General features: G+C 61.5%; 23 protein-coding genes. 14 read left to right on the top strand and 9 right to left on the bottom strand.

What is annotated here, in order from left to right; genetic code table 11:
- The first annotated feature begins 60 nt into the window (after nt 1-60).
- Both aroC and ribB read left to right on the top strand, forming a co-directional pair.
- Nucleotides 61-1,158, top strand: a complete 1,098-nt coding sequence (aroC, locus tag KQ933_RS02495) for a chorismate synthase (RefSeq protein WP_216757234.1) — start codon at nt 61-63, stop codon at nt 1,156-1,158.
- A gap of 10 nt (nt 1,159-1,168) precedes the next feature.
- Nucleotides 1,169-2,272 carry a 3,4-dihydroxy-2-butanone-4-phosphate synthase gene (ribB, locus tag KQ933_RS02490; RefSeq protein ID WP_216757233.1) on the top strand — a complete coding sequence of 368 codons (1,104 nt, stop codon included), beginning with the start codon at nt 1,169-1,171 and terminating at the stop codon, nt 2,270-2,272.
- A gap of 28 nt (nt 2,273-2,300) precedes the next feature.
- Here the strand turns inward: ribB and KQ933_RS02485 are convergent, their stop codons facing one another.
- Nucleotides 2,301-3,491, bottom strand: coding sequence for a winged helix-turn-helix domain-containing protein (locus tag KQ933_RS02485; RefSeq protein WP_216757232.1), 1,191 nt, complete (start codon nt 3,489-3,491; stop codon nt 2,301-2,303).
- 125 nt (nt 3,492-3,616) lie between these two features.
- On the opposite strand from KQ933_RS02485, the gene KQ933_RS02480 reads away from it, so the two are divergent.
- The 3 genes from KQ933_RS02480 to KQ933_RS02470 are packed head-to-tail and all read left to right on the top strand — an operon-like array spanning nt 3,617 to nt 5,486.
- Nucleotides 3,617-4,291, top strand: coding sequence for an energy-coupling factor ABC transporter ATP-binding protein (locus KQ933_RS02480; RefSeq protein WP_216757231.1), 675 nt, complete (start codon nt 3,617-3,619; stop codon nt 4,289-4,291).
- Nucleotides 4,291-4,899, top strand: coding sequence for an energy-coupling factor transporter transmembrane protein EcfT (locus tag KQ933_RS02475; protein WP_216757230.1), 609 nt, complete (start codon nt 4,291-4,293; stop codon nt 4,897-4,899). Before KQ933_RS02480 ends, KQ933_RS02475 begins: the two co-directional genes overlap by 1 nt.
- A gap of 23 nt (nt 4,900-4,922) precedes the next feature.
- On the top strand, nt 4,923-5,486 hold the full coding sequence (locus KQ933_RS02470) for a biotin transporter BioY (protein WP_216757229.1): 564 nt from the start codon (nt 4,923-4,925) through the stop codon (nt 5,484-5,486).
- Here the strand turns inward: KQ933_RS02470 and KQ933_RS02465 are convergent.
- Nucleotides 5,483-5,884, bottom strand: coding sequence for a thioesterase family protein (locus KQ933_RS02465; protein WP_216757228.1), 402 nt, complete (start codon nt 5,882-5,884; stop codon nt 5,483-5,485). The genes KQ933_RS02470 and KQ933_RS02465 overlap by 4 nt on opposite strands.
- Before the next feature lie 186 nt (nt 5,885-6,070).
- Here KQ933_RS02465 and KQ933_RS02460 point away from each other — a divergent pair, with 186 nt between their 5' ends.
- From KQ933_RS02460 to dxs, 5 genes are all read left to right on the top strand, one after another.
- Nucleotides 6,071-7,006 (top strand): histone deacetylase family protein, encoded by a 936-nt coding sequence (locus KQ933_RS02460; RefSeq protein WP_216757227.1) that lies wholly within the window; start codon nt 6,071-6,073, stop codon nt 7,004-7,006.
- Nucleotides 7,007-7,008: 2 nt separating this feature from the next.
- Complete coding sequence (locus tag KQ933_RS02455) at nt 7,009-7,260, top strand: exodeoxyribonuclease VII small subunit (protein ID WP_183735507.1); 252 nt, start codon at nt 7,009-7,011, stop codon at nt 7,258-7,260.
- Nucleotides 7,261-7,346: 86 nt separating this feature from the next.
- A complete protein-coding gene (locus KQ933_RS02450; protein WP_216757226.1) occupies nt 7,347-8,114 on the top strand; it encodes an SDR family NAD(P)-dependent oxidoreductase in 768 nt (255 codons plus the stop codon).
- Between the two features lie 90 nt (nt 8,115-8,204).
- Nucleotides 8,205-9,128, top strand: coding sequence for a pirin family protein (locus KQ933_RS02445; RefSeq protein ID WP_216757225.1), 924 nt, complete (start codon nt 8,205-8,207; stop codon nt 9,126-9,128).
- A 102-nt stretch (nt 9,129-9,230) separates the two neighbouring features.
- The gene (dxs, locus tag KQ933_RS02440) at nt 9,231-11,147 is read left to right on the top strand and encodes a 1-deoxy-D-xylulose-5-phosphate synthase (RefSeq protein ID WP_216757224.1); all 1,917 of its coding nucleotides are present in this window, start codon (nt 9,231-9,233) and stop codon (nt 11,145-11,147) included.
- 23 nt (nt 11,148-11,170) lie between these two features.
- Here the strand turns inward: dxs and KQ933_RS02435 are convergent, their stop codons facing one another.
- Together KQ933_RS02435 and KQ933_RS02430 are read right to left on the bottom strand one after the other, a co-directional pair.
- Complete coding sequence (locus KQ933_RS02435) at nt 11,171-11,500, bottom strand: Atu4866 domain-containing protein (RefSeq protein WP_216757223.1); 330 nt, start codon at nt 11,498-11,500, stop codon at nt 11,171-11,173.
- 2 nt (nt 11,501-11,502) lie between these two features.
- Nucleotides 11,503-12,240, bottom strand: coding sequence for an SDR family oxidoreductase (locus KQ933_RS02430; protein WP_216757222.1), 738 nt, complete (start codon nt 12,238-12,240; stop codon nt 11,503-11,505).
- A 173-nt stretch (nt 12,241-12,413) separates the two neighbouring features.
- Between KQ933_RS02430 and KQ933_RS02425 the strand changes: the two genes are divergently transcribed.
- The gene (locus KQ933_RS02425; RefSeq protein WP_216757221.1) at nt 12,414-13,289 is read left to right on the top strand and encodes an AraC family transcriptional regulator; all 876 of its coding nucleotides are present in this window, start codon (nt 12,414-12,416) and stop codon (nt 13,287-13,289) included.
- A 65-nt stretch (nt 13,290-13,354) separates the two neighbouring features.
- On the opposite strand, the gene KQ933_RS02420 is transcribed toward KQ933_RS02425, so the two are convergent.
- Nucleotides 13,355-15,301: a methyl-accepting chemotaxis protein gene (locus KQ933_RS02420; protein WP_216757220.1), complete on the bottom strand. Its 1,947-nt coding sequence runs from the start codon at nt 15,299-15,301 to the stop codon at nt 13,355-13,357.
- 264 nt (nt 15,302-15,565) lie between these two features.
- Here KQ933_RS02420 and KQ933_RS02415 point away from each other — a divergent pair, with 264 nt between their 5' ends.
- Entirely contained in the window at nt 15,566-16,351 is a 786-nt protein-coding gene (locus KQ933_RS02415) for a TlyA family RNA methyltransferase (protein WP_216758812.1), read from the top strand.
- Entirely contained in the window at nt 16,348-17,598 is a 1,251-nt protein-coding gene (locus tag KQ933_RS02410; protein ID WP_216757219.1) for a class I SAM-dependent RNA methyltransferase, read from the top strand. The genes KQ933_RS02415 and KQ933_RS02410 overlap by 4 nt, the downstream gene beginning before the upstream one ends.
- Nucleotides 17,599-17,766: 168 nt before the next feature.
- Here KQ933_RS02410 and KQ933_RS02405 read toward each other — a convergent pair whose 3' ends face one another.
- Nucleotides 17,767-18,519: a crotonase/enoyl-CoA hydratase family protein gene (locus tag KQ933_RS02405; RefSeq protein ID WP_216757218.1), complete on the bottom strand. Its 753-nt coding sequence runs from the start codon at nt 18,517-18,519 to the stop codon at nt 17,767-17,769.
- Nucleotides 18,520-18,529: 10 nt separating this feature from the next.
- Nucleotides 18,530-20,308 carry an acyl-CoA dehydrogenase gene (locus KQ933_RS02400; protein WP_216757217.1) on the bottom strand — a complete coding sequence of 593 codons (1,779 nt, stop codon included), beginning with the start codon at nt 20,306-20,308 and terminating at the stop codon, nt 18,530-18,532.
- Nucleotides 20,309-20,617: 309 nt separating this feature from the next.
- On the opposite strand from KQ933_RS02400, the gene KQ933_RS02395 reads away from it, so the two are divergent.
- Nucleotides 20,618-21,610 carry a transporter gene (locus KQ933_RS02395; protein ID WP_216757216.1) on the top strand — a complete coding sequence of 331 codons (993 nt, stop codon included), beginning with the start codon at nt 20,618-20,620 and terminating at the stop codon, nt 21,608-21,610.
- A 54-nt stretch (nt 21,611-21,664) separates the two neighbouring features.
- Here the strand turns inward: KQ933_RS02395 and KQ933_RS02390 are convergent, their stop codons facing one another.
- Together KQ933_RS02390 and KQ933_RS02385 are read right to left on the bottom strand one after the other, a co-directional pair.
- Nucleotides 21,665-22,150 carry a BA14K family protein gene (locus KQ933_RS02390; RefSeq protein ID WP_216757215.1) on the bottom strand — a complete coding sequence of 162 codons (486 nt, stop codon included), beginning with the start codon at nt 22,148-22,150 and terminating at the stop codon, nt 21,665-21,667.
- Nucleotides 22,151-22,294: 144 nt separating this feature from the next.
- Nucleotides 22,295-23,539: an aromatic ring-hydroxylating dioxygenase subunit alpha gene (locus tag KQ933_RS02385; RefSeq protein WP_216757214.1), complete on the bottom strand. Its 1,245-nt coding sequence runs from the start codon at nt 23,537-23,539 to the stop codon at nt 22,295-22,297.
- Between the last annotated feature and the right edge of the window lie 347 nt (nt 23,540-23,886).

Raw genomic sequence — 23,886 nt, 5'->3', positions numbered from 1 at the left:
CGCCTTTTTAAGTAATGGCGCGGCCGGTGACGACCGGCTCCGCGCATCCGGCGGGAACACATGTCGCATAATACATTCGGTCACCTCTTCCGTGTAACCACCTGGGGCGAAAGCCACGGACCGGCGCTCGGCGCCGTCGTCGACGGCTGCCCTCCCGGTCTGCGCTTCAAGCTCGAGGACCTGCAGGTCTGGCTCGACAAGCGCAAGCCCGGCCAGAGCCGCTTCGTCACCCAGCGGCGCGAGGACGATCTGGTGAAAGTTCTCTCCGGCGTGATGATGGATACCGACGGCGAAACGATGATCTCGACCGGCACGCCGATTTCCATGCTGATCGAGAATACCGACCAGCGCTCCAAGGACTATGGCGAGATCGCCCGCCAATATCGCCCCGGCCATGCCGACTACACCTATGACACGAAATACGGCATCCGCGACTATCGCGGCGGCGGCCGTTCATCCGCACGCGAGACGGCGGCACGCGTCGCAGCTGGCGGCATTGCCCGCCTCGTCGTGCCCGGTGTTACCATTCGCGGTGCGCTGGTGCAGATCGGCAAACACAAGATCAACCGCGCCAACTGGGATTGGGACCAGGTCGGCCAGAACCCGTTCTTCTCCCCCGATGCCGAGATCGTGCCCGTCTGGGAAGAGTATCTCGACGGCATCCGCAAAGCCGGCTCCTCCATCGGCGCCGTCGTCGAAGTAGTTGCCGAAGGTGTTCCGGCAGGGCTTGGTGCACCGATCTACGGAAAGCTCGACCAGGATATCGCTTCGCTGCTGATGTCGATCAACGCCGTCAAGGGCGTGGAGATCGGCAACGGCTTTGCCGCCGCCGAGACGAGCGGCGAGGACAATGCCGACGAGATGCGCATGGGCAATGACGGCAAGCCGATCTTCCTGTCCAACAATGCCGGTGGTATTCTTGGCGGCATTTCGACTGGCCAGCCGGTCGTTGCCCGCTTCGCCGTCAAGCCGACCTCTTCCATTCTCACCGAACGGCAGTCGATCGATGCCGACGGCAAGAATGTCGACATCCGCACCAAGGGCCGTCATGACCCCTGCGTCGGTATCCGCGCCGTGCCGATCGGCGAGGCGATGATCGCCTGCGCCATTGCCGACCACTATCTTCGCGACCGCGGCCAGACCGGCCGGCTGAAATAGGACCTGTCCCATGCCTTATGACCAGAAGCGCGTTGTCGATGCCATCAGGGCCTTCGAAGCCGGCGAAATTGTCGTCGTCATGGATGATAATGATCGCGAAAACGAGGGCGACCTGATCGTTGCGGCCGTGCATGCGACGCCGGAAAAGATGGCCTTCATCGTGCGCCACACATCAGGCATCGTTTGCGCACCGATGCCGAAGGAAGAGGCCAAGCGGCTGAACCTCAATGCGATGGTGGCAGAAAATGATTCCGCCCATACGACTGCCTTCACCGTTTCCGTCGATTTCAAGCATGGTACGACGACAGGCATTTCCGCCGACGACCGCACGCTTACGGTGCGAAATCTCGCCAATCCGAATGTCGGCGCCTCCGATTTCGTCCGCCCCGGACATATCTTCCCGCTGGTTTCCCGCGAAGGCGGCGTCCTGATGCGCTCGGGACACACGGAAGCGGCTGTCGATCTCTGCAAGCTTGCCGGCCTGCCGCCGATCGGCGTCATCTCCGAACTCGTCAATGACGACGGCACGGTGACGCGCGGCCCGCAGGTTGTGGATTTCGCCGAGCAGCACGGGCTGAAGCTCCTCTCGGTCGCCGACCTCATCGCTTATCGCCAGCGCAAGGAAACGTTGATCGAACTCGGCTCGAGCTTCGATATCGACACACCGTTCGGCAAGGCCAGGGCACACACCTATTCCCTGCCCTGGGACCCGATGCAGCACCTCGCCGTCGTCTTCGGCGACATCAGGGATGGCGTCGATATTCCGGTGCGTCTGCATCCGGAAAACGTCGCCGACGATCTGTTCGGCAAGCGCAAACCGGTCGATTTCTACATGCAGAAGATCGCCGAACAGGGCCGCGGCGTCATCGTCTACCTGCGCGAAGGCTCTGTTGGAGTCGGCCACTATGACAACGGCCGCAAGGCACGCAACCAGGGCCGCGAGGCCCATGCCGAAGCGCAGACGCGCGACAACGAATGGCTGGAAATCGGCCTCGGCGCACAGATCCTGAAAGATCTCGGCGTCAGCTCGATCACGCTGATGACCAGCCGCGAACGGCACTATGTTGGCCTGGAAGGGTTCGGCATCAAGATTTCCAAGACGGAGATCTGCTGATTATCCCTTCTTCCTCAGGGAGAAGGGACTACCCTCTCCAGCCGTCCAGATAAACGACCTGCTCCACACCGGCGAAGCGCGCCAGGCGCTCGAGCTCGGCTTCCAGCTTTTCGATCCGACCGGCAGACGCTTTCACGCGCGGCTCCAGCCACAGCCGCTTCACATCGAGCGTGCCCTTTTTCCTGTCTGCCTTCATGTCGATGCGGCCGATCAGCCGGTCCCCCTCCAGGAGCGGGAAAACATAGTAGCCGTATTCGCGCTTCGGTTCCGGCACGAAGATCTCGATGCGATAGAAGAAGCCGAAAAGACGCTCCGTCCGGTTTCTGTCCCGAATCATCGGGTCAAACGGGCTGAGCACCCGGATTCGCGGGGGCGCTTCCGGATAAGTGTCTATCGTGCCGAGGAAATCGGCAAAAGCCCATGAAGAGCGCGGCTTACCGCCAAGCGCCGGTTCGATCAGCACTTCGATCAGCTCATCCCGATGTTCGGCTACCCATGCCTTCGCCTCATCCGGTGACAAGAGATCCCAGAAGGCGGCGATTTCGCCGTGGGTGGCAAAGCCCAAACGGGTGAGCGCACTGCGGCAAGCCCAGTCGACGAAATCCTCGCGGCTCACCTCCGGCTCATGGAATTCGGCCGGAATGACGCGTTCGACGAGGTCGTAGATCTTCTGGAAATTGGAGCGGCCGGCGATGGCGAACTTGCCGGTGCGCCAGAAATATTCGAGCGCCGTCTTGTTCGGATGCCAGTTCCACCAGCCACCGGAGACGTGACCGTCCGCCTTCATGTCGCGCGCCAGGATCGCTCCCTCCTTCACCACCCGCTCGTAGGTTTCCTCGAAGGAAGCTTCGAAGCCCTCGCCGCGCCATTTGCGCCAGCGCTCGACAATTGCCCGCTCCTCATCGACGAACCTGTGCTTCCAATATTTGAAGAAGGCGCTCGGCAGGATGGAGGCATCATGCGTCCAATGTTCGAAGAGCGCACCATCCTTCTCCAACAGCGCGGTCAAATGTTCGCGCCGGTACGTCTGGTTGCGGGAAAAGAGAATCTGGTGATGGGCGCGCTCCACCGTCTGGATGCTGTCGACCTGCACGAAGCCAAGAACATGGATAAGGTCCAGCAGGCCAGCCTTGGTCAGCGCGCGGTTCGGAGGCGCGCTCAGCCCTTGCTTGGCGAGAAAGATACGGCGGGCAACGGAATTCGAGAGCAGATTCGTCATGCCGCCATCATAGCGCGGAAAATCTTCCTAGCCACCCGATACCATATTGGAGCCGATTTGATTTTGATCCTTTATCGGGTCATCACCGCCCTATAGAAGCAGGAATTCTAGCAAGGGGACCAGATTTGGATATTCGTTTCGAGAGCGCAGGTGCCAGTTTCGGGCCAAGGGTCGCGGTCGAACCGCTGACGCTCTCGCTCACCGAAAACCGCCTCGGCGTCATCGGGCTCAACGGTTCGGGCAAGACGACCTTCGCGCGGATGATCAATGGGCTGATGAAACCCACCACGGGCAAGGTCCTGGTCAACAGTCGCGACACACGCGACGAGAAGACGGCGCTTGCCGATGTCGGCTTCATCTTCCAGTCGCCGCAGAACCAGATCATCCTGCCTATCGTCAAGGACGATATCGCTTTCGGGTTGAAGGGCCGCGGTTTAACCAAGGCGGAGATCGATCGGAAGGTCGAGCTGGTGCTGGCTCGCTTCAATGCTGAGGACCTTGCCACTCGCCGTGCGCATGAGCTTTCGGGCGGCGAGCTCCAGATCGCGGCGCTCTGCTCGGTGCTGGCGACGGGTCCCAATATCCTTATCCTCGACGAGCCGACCAATCAGCTCGATCTGCGCAACCGCGCGCTGGTTCAGAAGACCATTGATGGGCTTGAGGAAAGTGTCGTCGTCATCACTCATGATCTGGAGCTGATCGCCGGCTTCGGGCGGGTTCTCCTTTTCCATGAGGGCAGGCTCGCAGCCGACGCGCCGGCGGCGGAAGCGATTGCCCGCTATAGGGAGCTTGTCGCCTGATGCAGTCGCTTTATGTCGAAGGTAACAGTGCCTTGCATCGGCTTTCGCCGCGGGCAAAGATCATTTCGCTCTTCCTGCTGGGCGTCGTGCTCTTCATCGGCGACAATCTTCCGTTGCTTGCCACCGTCACGCTGCTGACGGCGCTGACCTATCGGAGCATCGGCTTGTCACTGAAGGAATCGGCCGTCCGGCTGCGGCCGATCCTGCTGACGATCGTGATCGTGGCGCTCTTCACTCTCATCGTCAGTCCGTGGCACGTTGCGCTTGCGACGCTGCTCCGGCTGACGGCACTGATGTTGTTTGCTGCTGCCGTGACCGCGACGACGACGATCACGCAATTCATGGATGAAATAACAGCGCTTGCACGGCCGCTGGAGCGGACCGGCCGGGTGAAGGCCGACGATATAGGGCTCGCCGTCGGCCTCGTCCTGCGGTTCGTGCCAGACATCGTGGCCCGCTACCACGCGATCGGCGAGGCGCATGCGGCACGCAGGCTGAAGGTGCGGGCGACGACGATCCTTATCCCGCTCATCATTCTGACGCTCAGGGATGCGGATAATATCGCGGCTGCGATTGACGCGCGCGGCATTCGGCGGCATGTCAGTTAACGATTCATGAACTGGAGATGACGATGAGCACGCGCGACCTCGTTCTTGCCGCCCTTTTCGCCGCTATTATCGTGGCTCTCGGCCTGCTGCCACCTATCTATCTGGGCTTCATTCCGGTGCCGATTACGGCGCAATCGCTCGGCGTGATGATGGCAGGTGTCGTACTCGGCGCAAGACGCGCCACGATTGCCGTGCTGATCGTGCTGGTGCTCGTAGCCATCGGCCTGCCTGTGCTTTCTGGTGGCCGCGGCGGATTTGCGGCTTTCGTGGCTCCGACGTCAGGCTTCCTGTTCGGTTGGGCTTTTGCCGCTTTTGTGACGGGCTTCCTCAGTGAACGGCTCGTGCACAGCGATCAGTCCGGCCTCGTGCAGACGGTAAACTTCTTCCTTGCTGCCATGATCGGCGGCATCGTCGTGCTTTATGCCTTTGGCATCGCCTATCTGGCCATTGCCGCCAATATCGGCCTGAAGCAGGCCTTTGTGGGCAGCATGGCCTTCATTCCAGGTGATGTCATAAAGGCCTTCGTCGCAGCGCTCGTCGGCCGGGCCGTCATGGCCGGCTATCCACTCTTGCCGGTTCGCGCTTAATCCAGGAAACCATAGAGCCAGTCGCGCGTCTCTTCCGGTAGCGCGACCGGCGAGCCGTCGTCGCGGCTGCGCGCCTGCCAGGTGATTTCGACCTCGGCGGCACGCTCGTCATCAATCTCGGCGGCGATGAGAAAGCCGATGGAACGTAAACCGATCTTGTCGACGCCGGCGGTGAAGGTTACCGCCTCATGATAGTGCAGCGGCCGGTGAAGGATGCAGGACACCTTGGCGGGAGTATAGGCAGGCTCGTCCTCAACATCAGGTCTCAATGACCAGAAACCCGCAAGTACGGATTCGGCATAGGAAATATAGGAGGCCAGAAACATCTGGCCGTTCATATCCACATCACGAAACGGTACGCGCAATTCCACCACGTCCGGGCGGTTCGTCTTACTCATTTACAGGTCTGCCTTGCAGGTTATCAGCTCGACCCTAGCATGGGGTCCGTCGAAGTAAACGAAACAATTAAAATAGCGTAAACAACAGAAGTGGGATCGTAACCGCGGCGACGTGGCTTGTTGAAATCGACGCGCTGCGCTCCATCTGCTGTGGATCATGACATTTACGACCGATAGAGTGCCGGCATGAGCACCCGTCTTTACGAACATCCCATCTTTCTCGAGCACGTGACGCCGTCAGGTCATCCCGAGCGCTCCGACCGCATCCGCGCGCTCAATGTCGCGCTGGAACATCCGAATTTCGAGCGCCTCGACCGCAGGCAAGCGCCGCAGGCGAATGAGGACGCCGTGCTGCTTGCCCATCCGGAGGAGCATCTGATCGCCGTGATGCGGCAGATCCCGGAAGAGGAAGACAAGATCAACCAGCTGGAAGCCGATACTTATGCAAGCCAGAAGAGCCTGCAAGCCGCGCTGACCGGCATCGGCGGGGCGTTGGCTGCCGTCGACGATGTCTTCCACGGTAAGGCGGACAATGTGTTCGTTGCCGCCCGCCCGCCGGGGCACCATGCCGAAAAAATGACGGCGATGGGTTTCTGCTTTTTCAACAATGCGGCGATCGCTGCCCGCCACGCACAGAAGGCTCATGGCGCCGAGCGTGTCGCCATCGTCGACTGGGATGTGCACCATGGTAACGGCACGCAGGATATTTTCTGGGACGATCCCTCCGTTCTCTTCTGTTCCACCCACCAGATGCCGCTTTATCCCGGTACGGGCGCCAAGGACGAGAACGGCGTGCATGGCACGATCGTCAATGCGCCGCTTTCGCCCAATGTCGGCAGCGACCATTTCCGCGAGGCGTTCAAGTCGCGCGTGCTGCCGGCGCTCAACGATTTCCGGCCGGATCTCATCATCATCTCGGCCGGCTTCGACGCGCATCACCGTGATCCGCTGGCGCAGATCAACCTGACGGGCGAGGATTTCGACTGGGCAACCGGCCGTCTTCTCGAGGTTGCCGACCGCAGCGCCAATAACCGGGTCGTCAGCCTGCTGGAAGGCGGGTATGATCTGGAAGGGCTCGCCGAGTCGGCGGGCATGCATATCCTCAGAATGATGAAGGGTTGAGAATGACTGACAGCGCCAAGCCGGAGGTTTCCGGTCTTTCCTTCGAAAAGGCAGTTGCCGAACTCGAAAGCATCGTTGCCCGCCTGGAACGCGGCGACGTAGCGCTGGACGAATCCATCGAGATTTATGAGCGCGGCGAAGCGCTGAAGAAGCATTGCGAAGCGCTGCTCACCGCTGCCGAAAACCGCATCGAGAAGATCCGCCTCGACCGCGCCGGCAAGCCGCAGGGCGTCGAACCACTCGACGGCGCTTAAGCAACAGTAAAACTTCCTGTCTTAGACGCTTGGCCGCCGGCTTCCTGCCGATCTATGATCCCTCGACAACATCAGGGAGCAGCAGAATGACGGACAGATTGAAGGGCAAGGTCGCCATTATCTCAGGTGGTGCCACCGGCATGGGCGGCGCGGCCTCGAAGCTCTTTGCGGCTGAGGGTGCGCATGTCGCGATCATCGACCGCAATGGTGAGGCGGCAGCCGAAACCGTGAAGCAAATCCGCGAGGCCGGCGGCGAGGCCGAGTACTGGACGGCCGATGTCTCGGAAGAAGCAGCGGTCAATGCCGCGGTGGCAGGCGTCGAAGAGCGTTATGGGCCGGTCACCGTGCTTTTCAATCATGCCGGCACGATCGTCATCAAGCCGTTCCTGGAAACCACGCTGCAGGAATGGGACTGGCTGCACGCCGTCAACGTGCGCTCCATGTTCCTGATGACCAAGGCGGTTCTGCCCAAGATGATCGACGCCGGCGGCGGATCGATCGTCTGCACCTCTTCGATCTCCGCGGTCGCCGCCACGCCGATGGAAGTGCTCTACGACACGACCAAGGGCGCGGTGCATATGTTTGCCCGCGCCATCGCTGTCGAATTTCGTGACCGTAGTATCCGGTGCAATGCCGTCTGCCCCGGCTTCATCCGCACGCCGCACGGCCTGCGCGAAGTGAAGGAGTTGCAGGCACATGGCGTCGATGTGTCCGATGCGGCGATTGCCGCGCAGCAGGGCCGGATCGGCGAGCCTGAGGATGTCGCCCGTGCGGCGCTCTATCTCGCCAGCGATGAATCGATCTTCGTCAATGGGGCGCATCTTTTCGTGGACAATGGCTTCACGGCGATCTGAGCGCTTCGCCGCTATCTGACAAACTGGCCCTTTCGCCGCAGACCGGCAGGCGCTATCTGTGGCCCCAAGCCTTTGTGATCGGAGTGCGCCATGTCCTTCTTCCCCGGTAAAGATCCCCTGCCCGGCGATGCCTTCGCCTGTGACGCGATCGAGAACCTGATCATTCCGCGCACCAGCGATATTGGCGGTTTTCAAGTACGCCGCGCCCTGCCGACGCGTCAGCGCCGTCTCGTCGGGCCTTTCATCTTCTTCGACCGCATGGGGCCGGCCATCCTGACGCCCGACGAGGCGCTCGACGTGAAGCCGCATCCGCATATCGGGCTTTCGACCGTCACCTATCTCTTCGACGGGGAAATCCGCCATCGTGACAGTCTCGGCACGGAAAAGGTCATCCGGCCCGGCGACATCAACCTGATGACGGCCGGCCGCGGCATCGTGCATTCCGAGCGCACGCCGGACAATCTGCGCGGCCATCCGCTCTCCATGTCCGGCCTGCAGACATGGCTTGCGCTGCCTGACGACAGGGAGGAGATCGATCCTTCCTTTGCCCATACCGAAAAGACTGACATGCCTGTCATCGACGATGGCGGGGTGACCGGCCGCGTGGTCATCGGCTCGTTCGAAGGGCTGAAATCGCCGGTAAAGGTCTTTACCGATACGCTCTACGCGGATATTGCCCTGCAGCCGGGCGCGAAATTTCCCTTCGGCGCTGCTCATGAAGAACGCGCGGTCTATGTGCTCTCGGGCGAGGTCGTGATTGCCGGCGACCGGTTCGCGGCGGACCAGCTTCTCGTCTTCCGGCCAGGCGATGCGATCACGCTCGAAGCGGGCGCCGAGGGCTGTCATCTGATGCTGTTTGGCGGTGCGGCGCTGAACTCCAAGCGCTACATATGGTGGAATTTCGTGTCCTCCTCGAAAGAGCGGATCGAGAAGGCCAAGGAGGAGTGGCGCACCGGCCGCTTCGATATCGTTCCCGGCGACGAAGAGGAATTCGTGCCTTTGCCGGAGGGCTGAAGTGCTCTAAGGTGAAAATCTTGCGGTTATGCAAATGCAGTTGTTTTGCCGCAATTCAATCGAATAAAGCAAAGCCGATCAGTCAAAGAAGAGCGCCCGCCCGTGACACAATCCCCGAAGACCCCGCTGCTCGATCAGGTCACCTACCCTGCCGACCTGCGCAAGCTCGAGGATCGCGATCTGCCGCAGCTTGCACGCGAGGTCCGGGACGAAATGATCGATGCGGTGTCCCGCACCGGCGGGCATCTCGGCGCGGGTCTCGGCGTGGTGGAACTGACGATCGCCATCCACAGCGTCTTCAACACGCCTGATGACCGGCTGATCTTCGATGTCGGCCATCAATGTTATCCACACAAGATCCTGACCGGCCGCCGCGACCGCATCCGCACGCTGCGCCAGGAAAACGGCCTTTCCGGCTTCACCCGCCGGGCCGAGAGCGAATACGATCCGTTTGGCGCGGCGCATTCATCCACCTCGATTTCCGCCGGTCTCGGCATGGCCGTCGCTGCCGATATAGACAAGACGGACCGCCGCGTGATCGCCGTCATCGGGGACGGCGCGCTGTCGGCCGGCATGGCCTATGAGGCGCTGAACAATGCCGGTGCTCTCGATGCTCGGCTGATCGTCATTCTCAACGACAATGACATGTCGATCGCCCCGCCGACGGGCGCGATGAGCGCCTATCTCGCCCGCCTCGCTTCCGGCCGCACCTATATGGGCTTCCGCGATTTCGGCAAGAAATTGACGGCTTACCTCGGCAAGAACATCGACCGCGCGATCACCCGCGCCGTCGAGCATGCCCGCGGTTATGTGACCGGCGGGACGATGTTCGAGGAAATGGGCTTCTATCATATCGGCCCGATCGACGGTCATTCCTTCGATCATCTTCTGCCGGTGCTGCGCAATGTGCGCGACAATGCGAACGGCCCGGTGCTGATCCATGTCGTGACGCAGAAGGGCAAGGGCTATGCGCCGGCCGAAGCTGCAGCCGACAAATATCACGGCGTCAACAAGTTCGATGTCATCACCGGCACGCAGGCGAAGGTGAAGCCGAATGCGCCGAGCTATACCAATGTCTTTGCAGAAACCCTGGTCCAGGAAGCCACGCTCGATGATCGCGTCGTCGGCATCACAGCGGCGATGCCGAGCGGCACCGGTCTCGACAAGTTCGCCGAGATCTTCCCCTCACGCTATTTCGATGTCGGCATTGCCGAACAGCATGCGGTCACCTTCGCCGCCGGCCTTGCCGCCGAAGGTTTCAAGCCGTTCGCAGCGCTCTATTCCACCTTCCTGCAGCGCGCTTATGACCAGGTCGTGCATGATGTGGCGATCCAGGGCCTGCCGGTGCGCTTCCCGATCGATCGTGCCGGTTTCGTCGGCGCCGACGGTCCGACGCATGCCGGCTCCTTCGACACGGTCTTCCTCTCCACCCTGCCCGGCTTCGTGGTCATGGCGGCCGCCGACGAGGCGGAACTGAAGCATATGGTGCGCACGGCCGTTGCCTATGATGCCGGCCCGATCTCGTTCCGCTATCCGCGTGGCGAAGGTATCGGCGTCGACATGCCGGAGCGCGGCCAGATTCTTGAGATCGGCAAGGGACGCATCGTCAAGGAAGGCACCAAAGTCGCGCTTCTCTCCTTCGGGACCAGGCTTGCCGACTGTCTGTTGGCGGCCGAAGATCTCGATGCCGCGGGCTTGTCGACAACGGTTGCCGATGCGCGCTTTGCGAAGCCGCTCGACCATGCCCTGATCCGCCAGCTTGCGCGGCATCACGAAATCCTCATCACCGTGGAAGAAGGTTCCGTCGGCGGCTTCGGCAGCCACGTCATGCAGTTTATGGCGATGGACGGATTGCTCGACCGCGGGCTGAAGGTCCGTTCGCTCGTCATGCCCGATATCTGGATGGAGCAGGCGAAGCCGGAAGCAATGATCGCCCATGCGGGTCTCGATCGCGCCGGCATCGTCTCGACCGTCTTCAACGCGCTCGGACGTGGTGTTGCGGTCGGTGTGGCCGGTTAAGGCCGCACACTGACCGCATCTGCTTATTCCGGCTTCTTGCCGTCACGATAGAAGATCATGCCGCCGTGATGCAGCACGCCGTCGATGAAATCACCATCGGCGGTAAAGCCGGTATCGTCCCAATATTCGATATGGTCGCCGGTTACTTCGTAGCGGCCCTGATAGGCGCTCTTTCGCGTGCCCCGCGCCTCGTCATAGCGGCCATTGGCTAAGAGCTCCTGACGGATATGCCCGTCACCGGTGATCCACATGCCGAGATAGGGATGGTTCTGCATTTTCTGTTCCTCTGAAAGAGCGGATGAAGAGGCTGCGAGCGAAAAGACCGCGCCTGCAAGGGCCGAACGGATTGCCATTGTCAGAGCCCCACACTTTCGGTCGGACGAACCGAGATGTCGTTGACGTCGACATCGTCGGGCTGCTCGATGGCGAAGCGAATTGCCCGGGCGATGGCGTCGGGCTTGAGCGCAATCGCCCGGAAGGAGACCATGGCTTCAGCCGAGAAGGGTTCGGTAATCGTCGAAGCGAGTTCGGATTCGACCACACCAGGATAGATGCAGGTGACCCGAAGTTTCTTGTTTTCCTGACGCAGACCGTCGGAAATCGCCCGCACCGCATATTTCGTCGCGCAGTAGACCGCGGCAGTCGGAACGACTGCCAGGCCGCCCACCGAGGAGATATTGATGATCTGGCCGCGATCCTGCGCATTCATGATCGGCAGCACGGCCGCAATGCCGTAGAGCACGCCCTTGATGTTGACGTCGATCATCTGATCCCATTCCTCGACCTTGAGCGAGGACATGAGCGACAGCGGCATGATGCCGGCATTGTTGATGAGGACGTCGATGCCGCCGAAAGCATCGACCGCCGCCTTGGTGAAAACCTCGACATCGGCCCGATCGGTCACGTCGAGCGCGCGGAATTCCACCGTGCCGCCGCCCTCGCGGATTTCCCATGCCAGTTCTTCCAGCCGGTCGGTGCGGCGCGCACCGATCATCAGTTTCGCGCCTGCCGCACCCAGTTCGCGCGCCACGCCGGCACCGATGCCGCTGCTGGCGCCAGTGATCAGAACTGTCTTACCCTTGATGTCAGTCATGTCTTTTTTCCTCATGCTTCAAATGATGACCGCAGCCGGATGCTGCCCCATGCGCATGAGATTGGGTCTGAGGGGCGGAAGCAGATAGAAAGCTTCTCCGGATTTCTTGCACGATCTTCCGAAAACAACCGAGAGCACTTGGCATTTGCTGCGGTGTCGGCCATGCTGCTTGAATGGAAAAGATTGCCGAACTTGCAGAATTGATCGACCGCCATACGGGCGCGGACGGGAGCTTCGATACGGCGCTGCCGCGTGTCGGCATCATACGATCCTCCGCCAGGACGGAACCGATCCATACGCTCTACGAACCTTCCTGCTGCATCGTGGCGCAGGGGCGCAAACGCGCTGTGATTGGCGACAGCGTGCATGTCTATGATGCCGCGCACTATCTCGTCGTCGGCGTCGACCTGCCCGTCATCGGCGCGGTCGTCGAAGCGAGCGCCAACCGGCCCTATCTGTGTCTGAGGCTGCAGCTCGACCGCAGCCTGCTCGCCGAGATGCTTCCTGCCGTCCACGGACGGCTGCCGGAGAGCCCAGCGGCGGGTGTCAGCGCCACGACGCCTGAATTGATCGATGCCGCCGCGCGCATGCTGCGGCTGCTCGATACGCCTGACGATGCGGAGGTTCTGGCGCCATTGGTCGAGAGGGAAATCCTCTATCGCCTCATGCGCGGGCCGCAGGGCGCGCTGCTGCGGCAGATTGCCAATGGTGAAAGCAGGCTCAGCCAGATCGGCCGGGCGATCGACTTCGTTCGAAAGAATTTCAGCGAGCCCTTCGCCATCGAGCATCTCGCTTCGGTGGCAGGCATGAGCGCGTCATCCTTCTACGAACACTTCAAGACCGTGATGGCGATGAGCCCCCTGCAGTTCCGCACACAGCTTCGCCTGCAAGAGGCACGGCGGCTGATGGTGACCGAGGGGCTGAGCGCTGCCGAGGCCGGTTTCCGCGTCGGTTACGACAGCCCCTCGCAGTTCAGCCGCGATTATGTCCGCGTGCACAATGTTCCGCCGCGGCGGGATATCGAGCGGATGCGCGCCGCTGCCGGTTAACACAGCAAAAAGAAAGGGCGGCACCGAATGCCGCCCTGCCCTTTTCATCGATGAGGCGATAGCTCTCAGAACTCGGTCCAATCTTCCTGGACAGCAACGGCAGCCGCCGATGCCTGCCTGCCGCCAAAGGCTTTGGTGACCTTGCCGGCGAGCGCACGGGCCGGAGAGGCCACCGGGCGGGACGCGGTGGTTGCAGCAGCGGTCCGCTGGACCGGAGCGGCAGCCTGGGCGCCAAGCTTGAACTGGCGCAGCAAGTCGTCGAGGGCGGCTGCTTCCTGTGCGAGCGCATGGCTTGCAGCCGTCTGCTCTTCGACCATGGCGGCGTTCTGCTGGGTGCCCTGGTCCATGTTGTTGACGGCGGTGTTGATCTCCTGCAGGCCGATCGATTGTTCGCGGGTCGCCGTGACGATTGCGCCGACGTGGTGGTTGATCTCCTGAACCTCGGCGACGATCGCTTCCAGCGCCTTGCCGGTTTCGCCGACGAGGCCGACGCCGGAATTGACCTGTTCGCTTGATGTGTTGATCAGCGCCTTGATTTCCTTGGCGGCATTTGCCGAGCGCTGGGCGAGTTCACGGACTTCCTGTGCGACCACGGCAAAGCCCTTGCCAGCTTCCCCGGCGCGTGCCGCTTCGACGCCGGCGTTCAGCGCCAGCAGGTTGGTCTGGAAGGCGATGTCGTCGATCACGCCGATGATGTTGGAGATCTCGCCCGAGGACTTTTCGATCTGCTGCATGGCCGAAACTGCCCGGCGGACCACTTCGCCCGACTTTTCGGCGCCGAGGCGAGTACGCTCGACAAGGTTGCCGACATCTTCGGCGCGCTTGGCGGAGTCGCGCACCGTGGTCGTGACCTCCTCAAGAGCGGCTGCAGTCTCTTCGACGGCAGCGGCCTGCTGCTCGGTGCGGTGGGCGAGGTCGTCTGCCGCAGAGCGGATTTCGCCGGCGCCGGCATTGATGGCGGACGCGTTGCGACCAACGGACTGCAGGGCAGCCTGCAGCTTTTCGACGGCATTGTTGAAGTCATTGCGCAAGCTGTCATATTGCGGTGCGAACGGCGCGTGGATGCGGGCTGCGACATCGCCATTGGCAAGGCCAGCAAGGCCGCCGGCCAGCGCTTCGACGGCAAAGCGGATCTCGCCTTCTTCGCGGGCCTTCTGCTCGTCGCTCATCTGGCGCTGACGCTCGGCTTCGCCACGCATGCGGTCGGTTTCGCCGGCAAGCTGCTGCTTTTCGATCGCCGCGTCCTTGAAGACCAGCACGGACTGGGCCATGCGGCCGACTTCGTCCTGACGGCCAGTTGCCGGTACTTCGATATTGTGGTCGCCGCCAGCAAGACGATCCATGGCGGCCGTCATGCCGACGATCGGACGAACGATGGTGCGCGACAGAGCCCAGGCGAGTGCGGCAGCGGCGAGTGCAGCAGCAATGCCACCGACCAGAAGCGTGGTCTTGAGATCGCTGTTGGCATCCGCCCGCGCCGCAGCGAGTGCTATGGACTTGTCGCGGGCGAGAGACTTGATCTTGGCGGAAGCGGCGCGGAAACCGTCGAGCTGGCCCTTGGTGGCGTTGACACCGATCTTGACGACGTCTGCGATCGGCGTCTCGGTTTCCTTGCGAGCCTTGGCCTGCGGCTCGGCAAGCTCGTGGAAATACAGGTCGGCGGCCTTCTGCATGTCGTCGATCATCGAGACCAGCTCAGGCTGGGAAGCAGCAGTCTGCTTGGCAGCGGCAATCGCCTTCAGCATGCGCTCGCGGTTGGCGAAAATATCGCCATAAGTGCTGTCGCTGCGGAAGAGGATGAAGCCGCGCAGGTTGACGGCCTGCTCGAGCATGGCCTGCAGCGCGTCGTCGATCTGATTGACCAGAAGCTCGGACTTTTCCTGCTCGGCGGAAGCGCTCGCCGACGTGGTTGCCTTGGAATAGACGAAAGCGGAAACGGATACGAAAATAAGGATGAGTGCTGCGAACGTGGCCGCAAGCTTACCATTCAAGGATATGTTTCGGGCGAACATCGGTCAATTTCTCCTGGCGACATCAGGCGCGACCACGCGAGGGCGCAGCCACAAGACTTCTTGATGAGGAACATGATCGGCGGGGAGGACGCACAAGCCTTCATGGCCCGAAGCGATTCAAACGCGAACCGCTGCAATCAAACGGAACCTATGCGAGCGGGCTTTAAAATTGTTTAAATTTGTGCGTCGCAGCACAAGTTGGTTCGGATTATTGCAGTTCCGGTGATGTGGAGCCGTGACAGCATATCCGTCATGCCAACAAAAATGCTTGCAACCGGCAGCTTTGCCGGTCATTCACAGCCGATGCACGATCAGAACAGCCAGCGCCTTGACCAGCTTCTCGTCACCCTCGGCCTCTTTACGAGCCGCTCACGGGCGCGCGATGCCGTCGCGCGCGGCACGGTGAAGGTCGCCGGCAAGGTGGTGACGAAGGCCGGCACCATCTTCGGCCCCGATGCGGCAATCGAGATCGATGATCCGGCGCAGGACTATGTTTCGCGCGCGGCCTTGAAGCTTGTGACAGCGCTCGACCATTTCGGGCTCGACCCGGCCGGGCGGCACTGTCTCGATGTCGGCGCATCGACCGGCGGTTTCACGGAAGTGTTGCTGGAAAGGGGTGCAGCGCATGTGACGGCAATCGATGTCGGCCATGGGCAGATGCATCCGAGGATATCGGCCGATCCGCGCGTGACCAATATCGAGGGGTTGAACGCCCGCAGTCTGACGGCAGAGGATATCGGCCACGCGGTGGATTTCATCGTCTCCGACGTCTCCTTCATTTCGCTGAAGCTGGCGCTCGCTCCGGCGCTCGATATCGCCGAGCCGGGCACCCTCGCAGCAATTCTCGTCAAGCCGCAGTTCGAGGCGGGACGCGAAGCAATCGGCAAGGGTGGTTTGTTGAAGGATCCGGCTTCCGGGCCTGATGTGGCGGCGGAACTCGAACACTGGTTTATAGAGGATATGGGCTGGAAGAGTTTCGGGCTCATCCCCTCGCCCATTTCGGGCGGCGACGGCAATCAGGAATTTCTACTGGCAGGGACGAAAGCGTGAGCACGGAAACAATCACCATCGACAGGCTCGGTGCACAGGGCGACGGCATTGCCAATGGCAAGGATGGGCCAGTCTATGTGCCCTTCACGCTGCCCGGTGAGACGGTCGCGATCGCCCGCGTCAAGAACCAGGGCACCGTGATGTCGATCGCCTCGGCTTCCACTGACCGACAGGAGCCGCCCTGCCGGCATTTCGGTCCCGATGGCGTCAACGGCACCTGCGGCGGCTGCACCCTGCAGCACATGGCGGATGTTCCCTACCGCGCCTTCAAGCGGCAGCTCGTCATCGATGCGCTGAGGTCCAAAGGACTGACGCCCGAGGTCGGCGAGATCGTGGCCGCCCATCCGGGTGAGCGGCGGCGGGTGGTCTTTGCGGCGCGCAAGACCGAGAAGGACATGCTCATCGGTTTCAACCAAGCCGAAAGCCACCACATCGTCGCCATTGAGGAATGTCCCATCTCGTCGGCGGGGATCGTTTCCCGGCTGCCGGCGATCAAGGCTGTCGGTGCTGCCGTGGCGACCAATGCCGAGGCCTTCCGCATCGCGGTTCTGGAAACGCTCTCTGGTCTCGATCTTGCTGTCGAAGGCGTGAAGAAGCTTTCCGACCAGCAGCGGCGCAGGGCGATCGAGGTCGTGCTTGGCCTTCGCGGCATTGCGCGCGTTTCGCTCGACGGCGAAATCCTCGTCGAGCCGGTGAAGCCGATCATCGAGTTCGGCGGCGTGCAGGTTTCCCCGCCCGCCGGCGGTTTCACGCAGGCGACGAAGCCGGCCGAAGAGGCGATGGCAAACCTCGTGCTTGCCCATGTCGGCAAGGCCAAGCGGATCGCCGATCTCTTCGCCGGCGCCGGCACGTTTTCACTGCAGCTGGCCCGCATGGGCCGCGTGCATGCCGTCGAAGGCGATGCCAAGGCTGTCGCGGCGCTCGACCACGCAGCGCGCAATACGCAGGGCCTGAAACCCGTGAGCGTCGAGAAGCGCGATCTGTTCCGCCGCCCGCTGATGACCTCGGAGCTCAAAGTCTTCGACGCCGTCGTCTTCGATCCGCCACGTGCGGGCGCGGAGTTCCAGTGCAAGGAGCTGGCACGCTCGATCGTCAAGAAGGTTGTCGCCGTCAGCTGCAATCCGCTGACGCTTGCCCGCGATCTCGTTATCCTCGTCGAGGGCGGCTACCGGATTACCTCGGTGACGCCCATCGACCAGTTCCTCTGGACCTCGCATGTCGAGATCGTGGCCACGCTGGAGAAATGAGCAGCCGTCAGCCGACTTTTTCGCCGACGAGGTGGCGCCGAGCTGAGCGAGCTGTACGGCGATACCGGCCTGGCGGTATTCCACCTTGTCGCCGCCGTCGAGGATGGTGATCTGTTCGGTGACGTACTTCGACCTGCGGTCGTTCAAACGCCTTCGCAGCGCAGGGTATCAGCGGCGCATGAAAGCCTCGAAGGCAGCGCGCGCCTCGTCACTTCTCATGCGGGCGGCGAAGTGGCGAACCTCTTCATCGATACGCGCGATGATCTCTTCCCGCGGGCCGCGAACGAGATCGCGGGCGATCTTCAACGCTTCCGGCGGTTTGGCGGCAAGCTTTGCGGCCGCAGCGATCGCTTGGCTTTCCACCTCTTCCGGCGTCGTCACCTTCCAGATCAAGCCGGCTTCCTTCGCATCCCCAGCCGTAACGGCCTCGCCGGCAACGAGCATGGCGAAGGCGCGCTGGTGCCCCATGATGCGCGGAGCGATCAGGCTGGAACCCGCCTCCGGCACCAGTGCCAGATCGACGAAGGGCGTGCGGAACTGGCTGCGGTCGGAGGCGATCGTCAGGTCGCAATGCAGGTTGAGCGTCGTGCCGATGCCGATTGCCAGACCGTCGACGCCTGAGACGAGCGGCTTTTCGGCATTGGCGAGCGCATAGAGGAAATCGATCAACTCCAGGCCCATGCTGCCGCCCATGGCCGCGGCGAGGAAATCGCCGATGTCGTTGCCGGCCGAGAAGCTGCCTTCGGTGCCGAAAAAGACCGTCACCCTGATCCCGGCATCGCTGTTTGCGGTATTCAGGGCATCCGTCATCGTGCGATACATGTCGCGGGTAAAGGCATTCTTCTTTTCCGGCCGGTTGAAGCGGATAATCTGGACGGCCGGATGTTCCGCGGATCGCTCGATGACGATGGGATCACTCATTTTCAGCTCCTCAGGCAAGGACGGCGCGAGCCGCGGCAAGGCTCTCTGCGCCGTTGACGACACGGTCCTTCAGCGCCACCGTTTCGGACAGCAGATTCTCGGCGGCGAAGCGGCAGAGCGCGATACGGCTTTCACCCGCCCCATCCGCTACGCGAGCAAGGCCGCCTTTTGCGAGATAGCAGCCGGTCAGAGCAAGCCCGAAGAGGCGCTGATAGGGTGTGGCGCCGGACAAGGCCTCTGCCGATTTGCCCTTTACGAGGCGGGCCAGCAACCAGTCTGTCGCTGCCTCCAGATCGGCGAGTGCGGCTGCGAGCCTGTCGGCCGTCGCACCGAAACCCTTGAGGTTCGAACTGCGGACAGCCTCAGCGATCGCCTTCAGTTCGGCGATGAAGCCCCTGACCTGCTTGCCGCCGGACAAAGGCAGCTTACGGATGACGAGATCGATTGCCTGGATGCCGTTCGTGCCTTCATAGATCGGGGCAATGCGGGCATCGCGCAGATAGCGGGCCGCACCTGTCTCCTCGATGAAGCCCATGCCGCCATGAACCTGAATGCCAAGAGAGGCGACATCGACGCCGGCATCGGTCGCAAAGGATTTGGCGATCGGCGTCAGCAGTGCTGCACGCTCCTGCCAGTCCTCGCGGCGTTCCGTAGCGCGATGCGCCATGTCGATCGCATGGGCGCAGGCATAGGCGATAGCGCGTGAACCCTGCGTCAACGCCTTCATGGTCAGCAGCATCCTGGTGACATCGGGATGGTCGATGATCGGGCTCATGCCGGACACGCTCCAGCCCGGCGCCCTGCCCTGCGTGCGCTCTTTTGCATAGGCGATCGCCTTCTGCGTTGCCGCCTCGCAGATCGCCACACCCTGCATGCCGACGGCGAGGCGCGCATTGTTCATCATCGTGAACATGCAGGCGAGGCCCTTGTTCTCCTCGCCGATCAGCCAGCCGACCGCCCCCTTCTCATTCCCGAATTTGCCGTCGCCGTAGATCATCGTGCAGGTCGGTGAGCCGTGGATGCCGAGCTTATGCTCCAGCGAATGGCAATAGAGATCGTTGCGGGCACCCAGCGAACCGTCATCTTTGACGAGGAATTTCGGCACGAGGAACAGCGAGATGCCGCGCGTGCCGGCAGGCGCGTCCGGCAGGCGGGCGAGCACGAGATGAATGATGTTGTCTGCCGCGTCGTGTTCGCCCCAGGTGATGAAAATCTTCTGGCCGAAGATGCGGTAGCTGCCGTCGTCGCGGCGTTCGGCGCGCGCCTTCAGCACGCCGAGATCGGAGCCGGCATGCGGTTCCGTGAGGTTCATCGTGCCGGTCCATTCACCAGACACCATGCGCGCCAGATATTTTTCCTTGAGGGCAGCACTGCCATGTACATTCAGCGCCTCGATCGCGCCCATGGTCAGCGTCGGGCAGAGCGCGAAAGCCATGGAGCCGGAGTTCCACATCTCGAGTGCCGCAACGTTCAGCATGTGCGGCAAAGCCTGGCCACCGAAGTCCTCCGGCGCGGTCAGGCCGTTCCAGCCGCCGGCGGCCCAATTGTGGTAGAGATCACGCCAGCCGTCCGGCGTCTTCACCTCACCGTTGGAGAGGCGGGCGCCCTGGCGGTCGCCGATGTCGGCCAGAGGGGCGATTTCCTCCGTGGCGAATCGTCCCGCCTCGGCAAGGATGGCATCGACGAGATCTTCACCAAGATCGCCCAGAAGACCGCCGTCGATCGTTTCCGCCATGCCGGCGACGTGCTTCAGCGTGAACGCGATTTCCTCGACGGGCGCCTTGTACATTTTATTTTCCTCCGCATTCGGCTTACGCACGGCCAAGCCGGTGCACAAGCGCCTCCACCGGAAGAGCTAATTGATTTTTACGTAAACGTCAATTTGGTTTCCGTCGATAACCTTGATCGGGAGCGCCTTTTCGCTTGTGCACTTGCACAAACAAACGTCATGGAGAATCTCTAAGCGTGTCGCGATCTTTCAGATCCGCTGCCACGCTTAGGTCTTGTTTTGACGCATGTCGTTATCGCAAAACCGCTACACACTTTTGCGCGACATGCTTTAGTAGGATTGATCGCCTTCGCGAGAGGATCGGCAGCAATGGATACCTTGCCCGTCAACATACCCGGCCTCGTATGGGCCTATCGTTTCTCGCCGGAAAGCAGGAAGGCCGTGCGGCTGCAAAACAGCGCGACGGCCGCGGAGCTGACTGCGGACGACGGTTTCTATTGGCTGCATCTCAATCTTGCTGACGCCCGTGTGCCCGCCCTGCTCGACACGCTCGGCGTGATGGATGACGCCAAGTCGGCGCTGACCACGCGCGACACGCACGCGGTCCTGACTGTCGACGAGCAGATGCTTTACGGCACGCTGGTGGACTGCCAGCGTGAGTTCGATCAGGACACAGCGGATCTCGGCTGGCTGCATTTCGCGATCTCCGACCGGTACATCATCACCACGCGCCTGCAGCCGTTGCGAAGCGTGGAGCGGACACGTGTGATGATCGAGAAGAATCCCGGCAAGTTCACTCGCCCCGTCGACCTCTTCGAGCTGCTTGTGACCGAGTTCCAGCGTACGCTGATATCCGTCGTCATGGAGCTCACCGAAGAGCTCAACCTGATCGAGGACTTCGTCTACGACAGCGCCTCGCGGGACGAGCGCCGCAGGCTTGCTCCCGTCCGCCGCACGATCGTCCGGCTGCATCGCCACCTGCGCACGGTTCTCGCGCTGATGCGGCGAGCCGCAGCCTCCGACGAAGATGAAATGCCCTTCGGCTTTGACGATATTGCCGGGCGACTGACGAGCAGGCTGGAGACGGTCGACCATGATGTCTATGCGCTGCAGGACCGGGCAAGGCTGCTGCACGAAGAAATCGATTCCAAGCTCTCCTCCGAGACGAACCGCCACCTTTATATCCTGTCGATCATGACGGCCTTCCTGTTGCCGCCGACGCTGGTGACCGGCTTTTTCGGCATGAACACGGCCAACCTGCCCTTCGCCGTCGGAGACTACGGTACGGAATATGCCGTGGGGCTCATCATCGCCTCCATCGCTTTGGCTTGGTGGCTCTTGAAGCGGGTGGATATCCTCTAAATGAAAACGTCCGGCTGGATGGCCGGACGCTCTATCTCCATCTCTGGCTTCACCTCAATAATAGGGTGAATAGCACTGCTGGCGCGGACCATTATAGGGCTGGAACGTATTGTCGTAGGCCCTGTAGGAGCGGTAGCGGTTTTCGCACCAGGCGACATGACTCGGATTGATGCCCGCGGGAGCCGGTGCGGGTGCATAGTAGCGCGGCTGAGCGGCGATGGCGCCACCGATGATCGCGCCGGCACCGAAGGCTGCCAGCGGATACCAGTAGCCATTATAGTGACGGTAACCCGGACGATAATAGGAATAGCCGCGGTAGCCACCGTACCAGCCTGGGCGATAGGCCGGACGGTAGCCCGGATAATAGCCGGGACGATAACCCGGACGATAGTAACGGCGGTACTGGACATTTTCGACAGACAAAGACTTTTCCACCTGTGGGGCGGCCGGCATTTGAATTGCCTGCGACGGCACGAAGCTCGTCACAACGGCGGCGGCGGCCATAACCGCAGTCGCGACCTTCTTACTCAGCCCAAACATTGCGTATCTCCGATTAAGAGCGACAAAAGCCTGCTGCACAACGGATAAAACGGAAAATTGTTCCCGAATGACCCGAAAGCAGCCTCTGCGCTCCATCTCTATCGGAGGTGAAATGAACCGGACATTAACCGGTCATGAACGTCCTCAGGCGACGACCGAAAGCTTGGCCTGATCGCCCTGCAGGCGATTGATCATGAAATTCGAATACCATTCGAGGAACTGCATGACGCCGCCTTCGTGGGCCGCCGAATAAGGACCGGGCTCATAGGCCGGCGAGCGGATGCCGAAGGCATTCTCTTCGACGATGCGGCGGTCCTGGTCGTTGGTCTCGGTCCAGACGTGGGTCAGTTCCTCGAGATTGTAATCCACGCCTTCGACGGCATCCTTGTGGACGATCCACTTGGTCGTCACAGCCGTCTCGTTGGCGCTGAGCGGCAGCACGCGGAAGGAGATCGCGTGATCGCCGAGCAGATGGTTCCAGGTCGTCGGATAGTGGAAAAGCAGCATGGTGCCGATGTGGCTGATCTTCACGTCATCGGAGAGTGGGCGCTTGACGGCGGGCTTGCCGGACATGGTGTAGCTTTCGGCGTCCTCGATCAGCGGCATGCGGGCGGTGCGGAACTGTCCATCGGGCGAGATCTGGAACTTGCTCGGCAGACCGGCTGCCTCACAGCGCGCCCAATGGCCGGCAATCTCGGGATCGTCGGCACCGCCATCCGTGCCGGTCACGCTCGGCGCTTCCGGATAGGTGCGGCAGAGCTCGGGATGGTTTGCGGCGCAGTGATAGCACTCGCGATTGTTTTCCCAGACAAGCTTCCAGTTGCCCTTCTCAATGATGGTGCTCTGGAAGGCGATCTTGGCCTCGCTGATATGGTGGGGCGCCATATAGGGCTCGACCTTGTCGCGCACGGTCTGGAAGTCGGGCGCGACATTGGCGAGGCAGATGAAGACGTAACCGGCGACAATTTCGCAATGGACTGGTTTCAGCCCGTAGCCGCTCTTGTCGAAATCATCGCCCATATGGCGCGCGAAGGCGAGTTTGCCGTCGAGATCGTAGGTCCATTGGTGATAGGGGCAGACGAGGCGTACCGACGAGCCGTGCTCCTTGGTGCAGACACGCGAGCCGCGGTGGCGACAGCTGTTGTGGAAGGCGCGAATGACATTGTCACGTCCGCGCACGATGACGACGGGATAATCGCCGATCTGGACGGTGAAGTAGGCGCCCGGCTTCGTCAATTCGCAATCATGGCCGATGAACAGCCAGTCGCGATAGTAGATCATCTCCATGTCCAGACGGAAATAATCCTCGTCAATATAGAAGGGCTGTTCGAGACTGAAACCCTCGCGGCGGCTCTTGAGCTGGCGCAAAACGTTGCTGCGAATATCCATCTGCCTATCCTTGTGCATGTGGCTGCTACCCTTTTCGAGCACCGCAGCGGAAGCGCGCCCGCTTCCTTCTCCCTCCGGAGAACTGGTCATAGGGTTATTTAAGCACCGAGCATGCCGGTCGCTTGGTTGTAAAGCGACATCCGCTTCGAAATTGACGACAGGGGAGCCGAGCGGTCCTCAGAAACATTCATTCGCCTTTGATTATCGTCAATTGCGACATTTCGTGGCCCTTCAGACATAAGCGAATCCAATGCGGCAGATAAAATCCTGTCGTATTTACGACATGTCGGCTTCAAACCCGGCTCTCGCGCCTTCTTCGCGCTATTTTAACAGGGCGTTAAGCACGA

It is taken from the genome of Rhizobium sp. WYJ-E13, assembly GCF_018987265.1.
In the GTDB taxonomy this organism is placed as follows: Bacteria; Pseudomonadota; Alphaproteobacteria; order Rhizobiales; family Rhizobiaceae; genus Rhizobium.
This window is presented reverse-complemented; position numbering and strand designations above follow the sequence as displayed.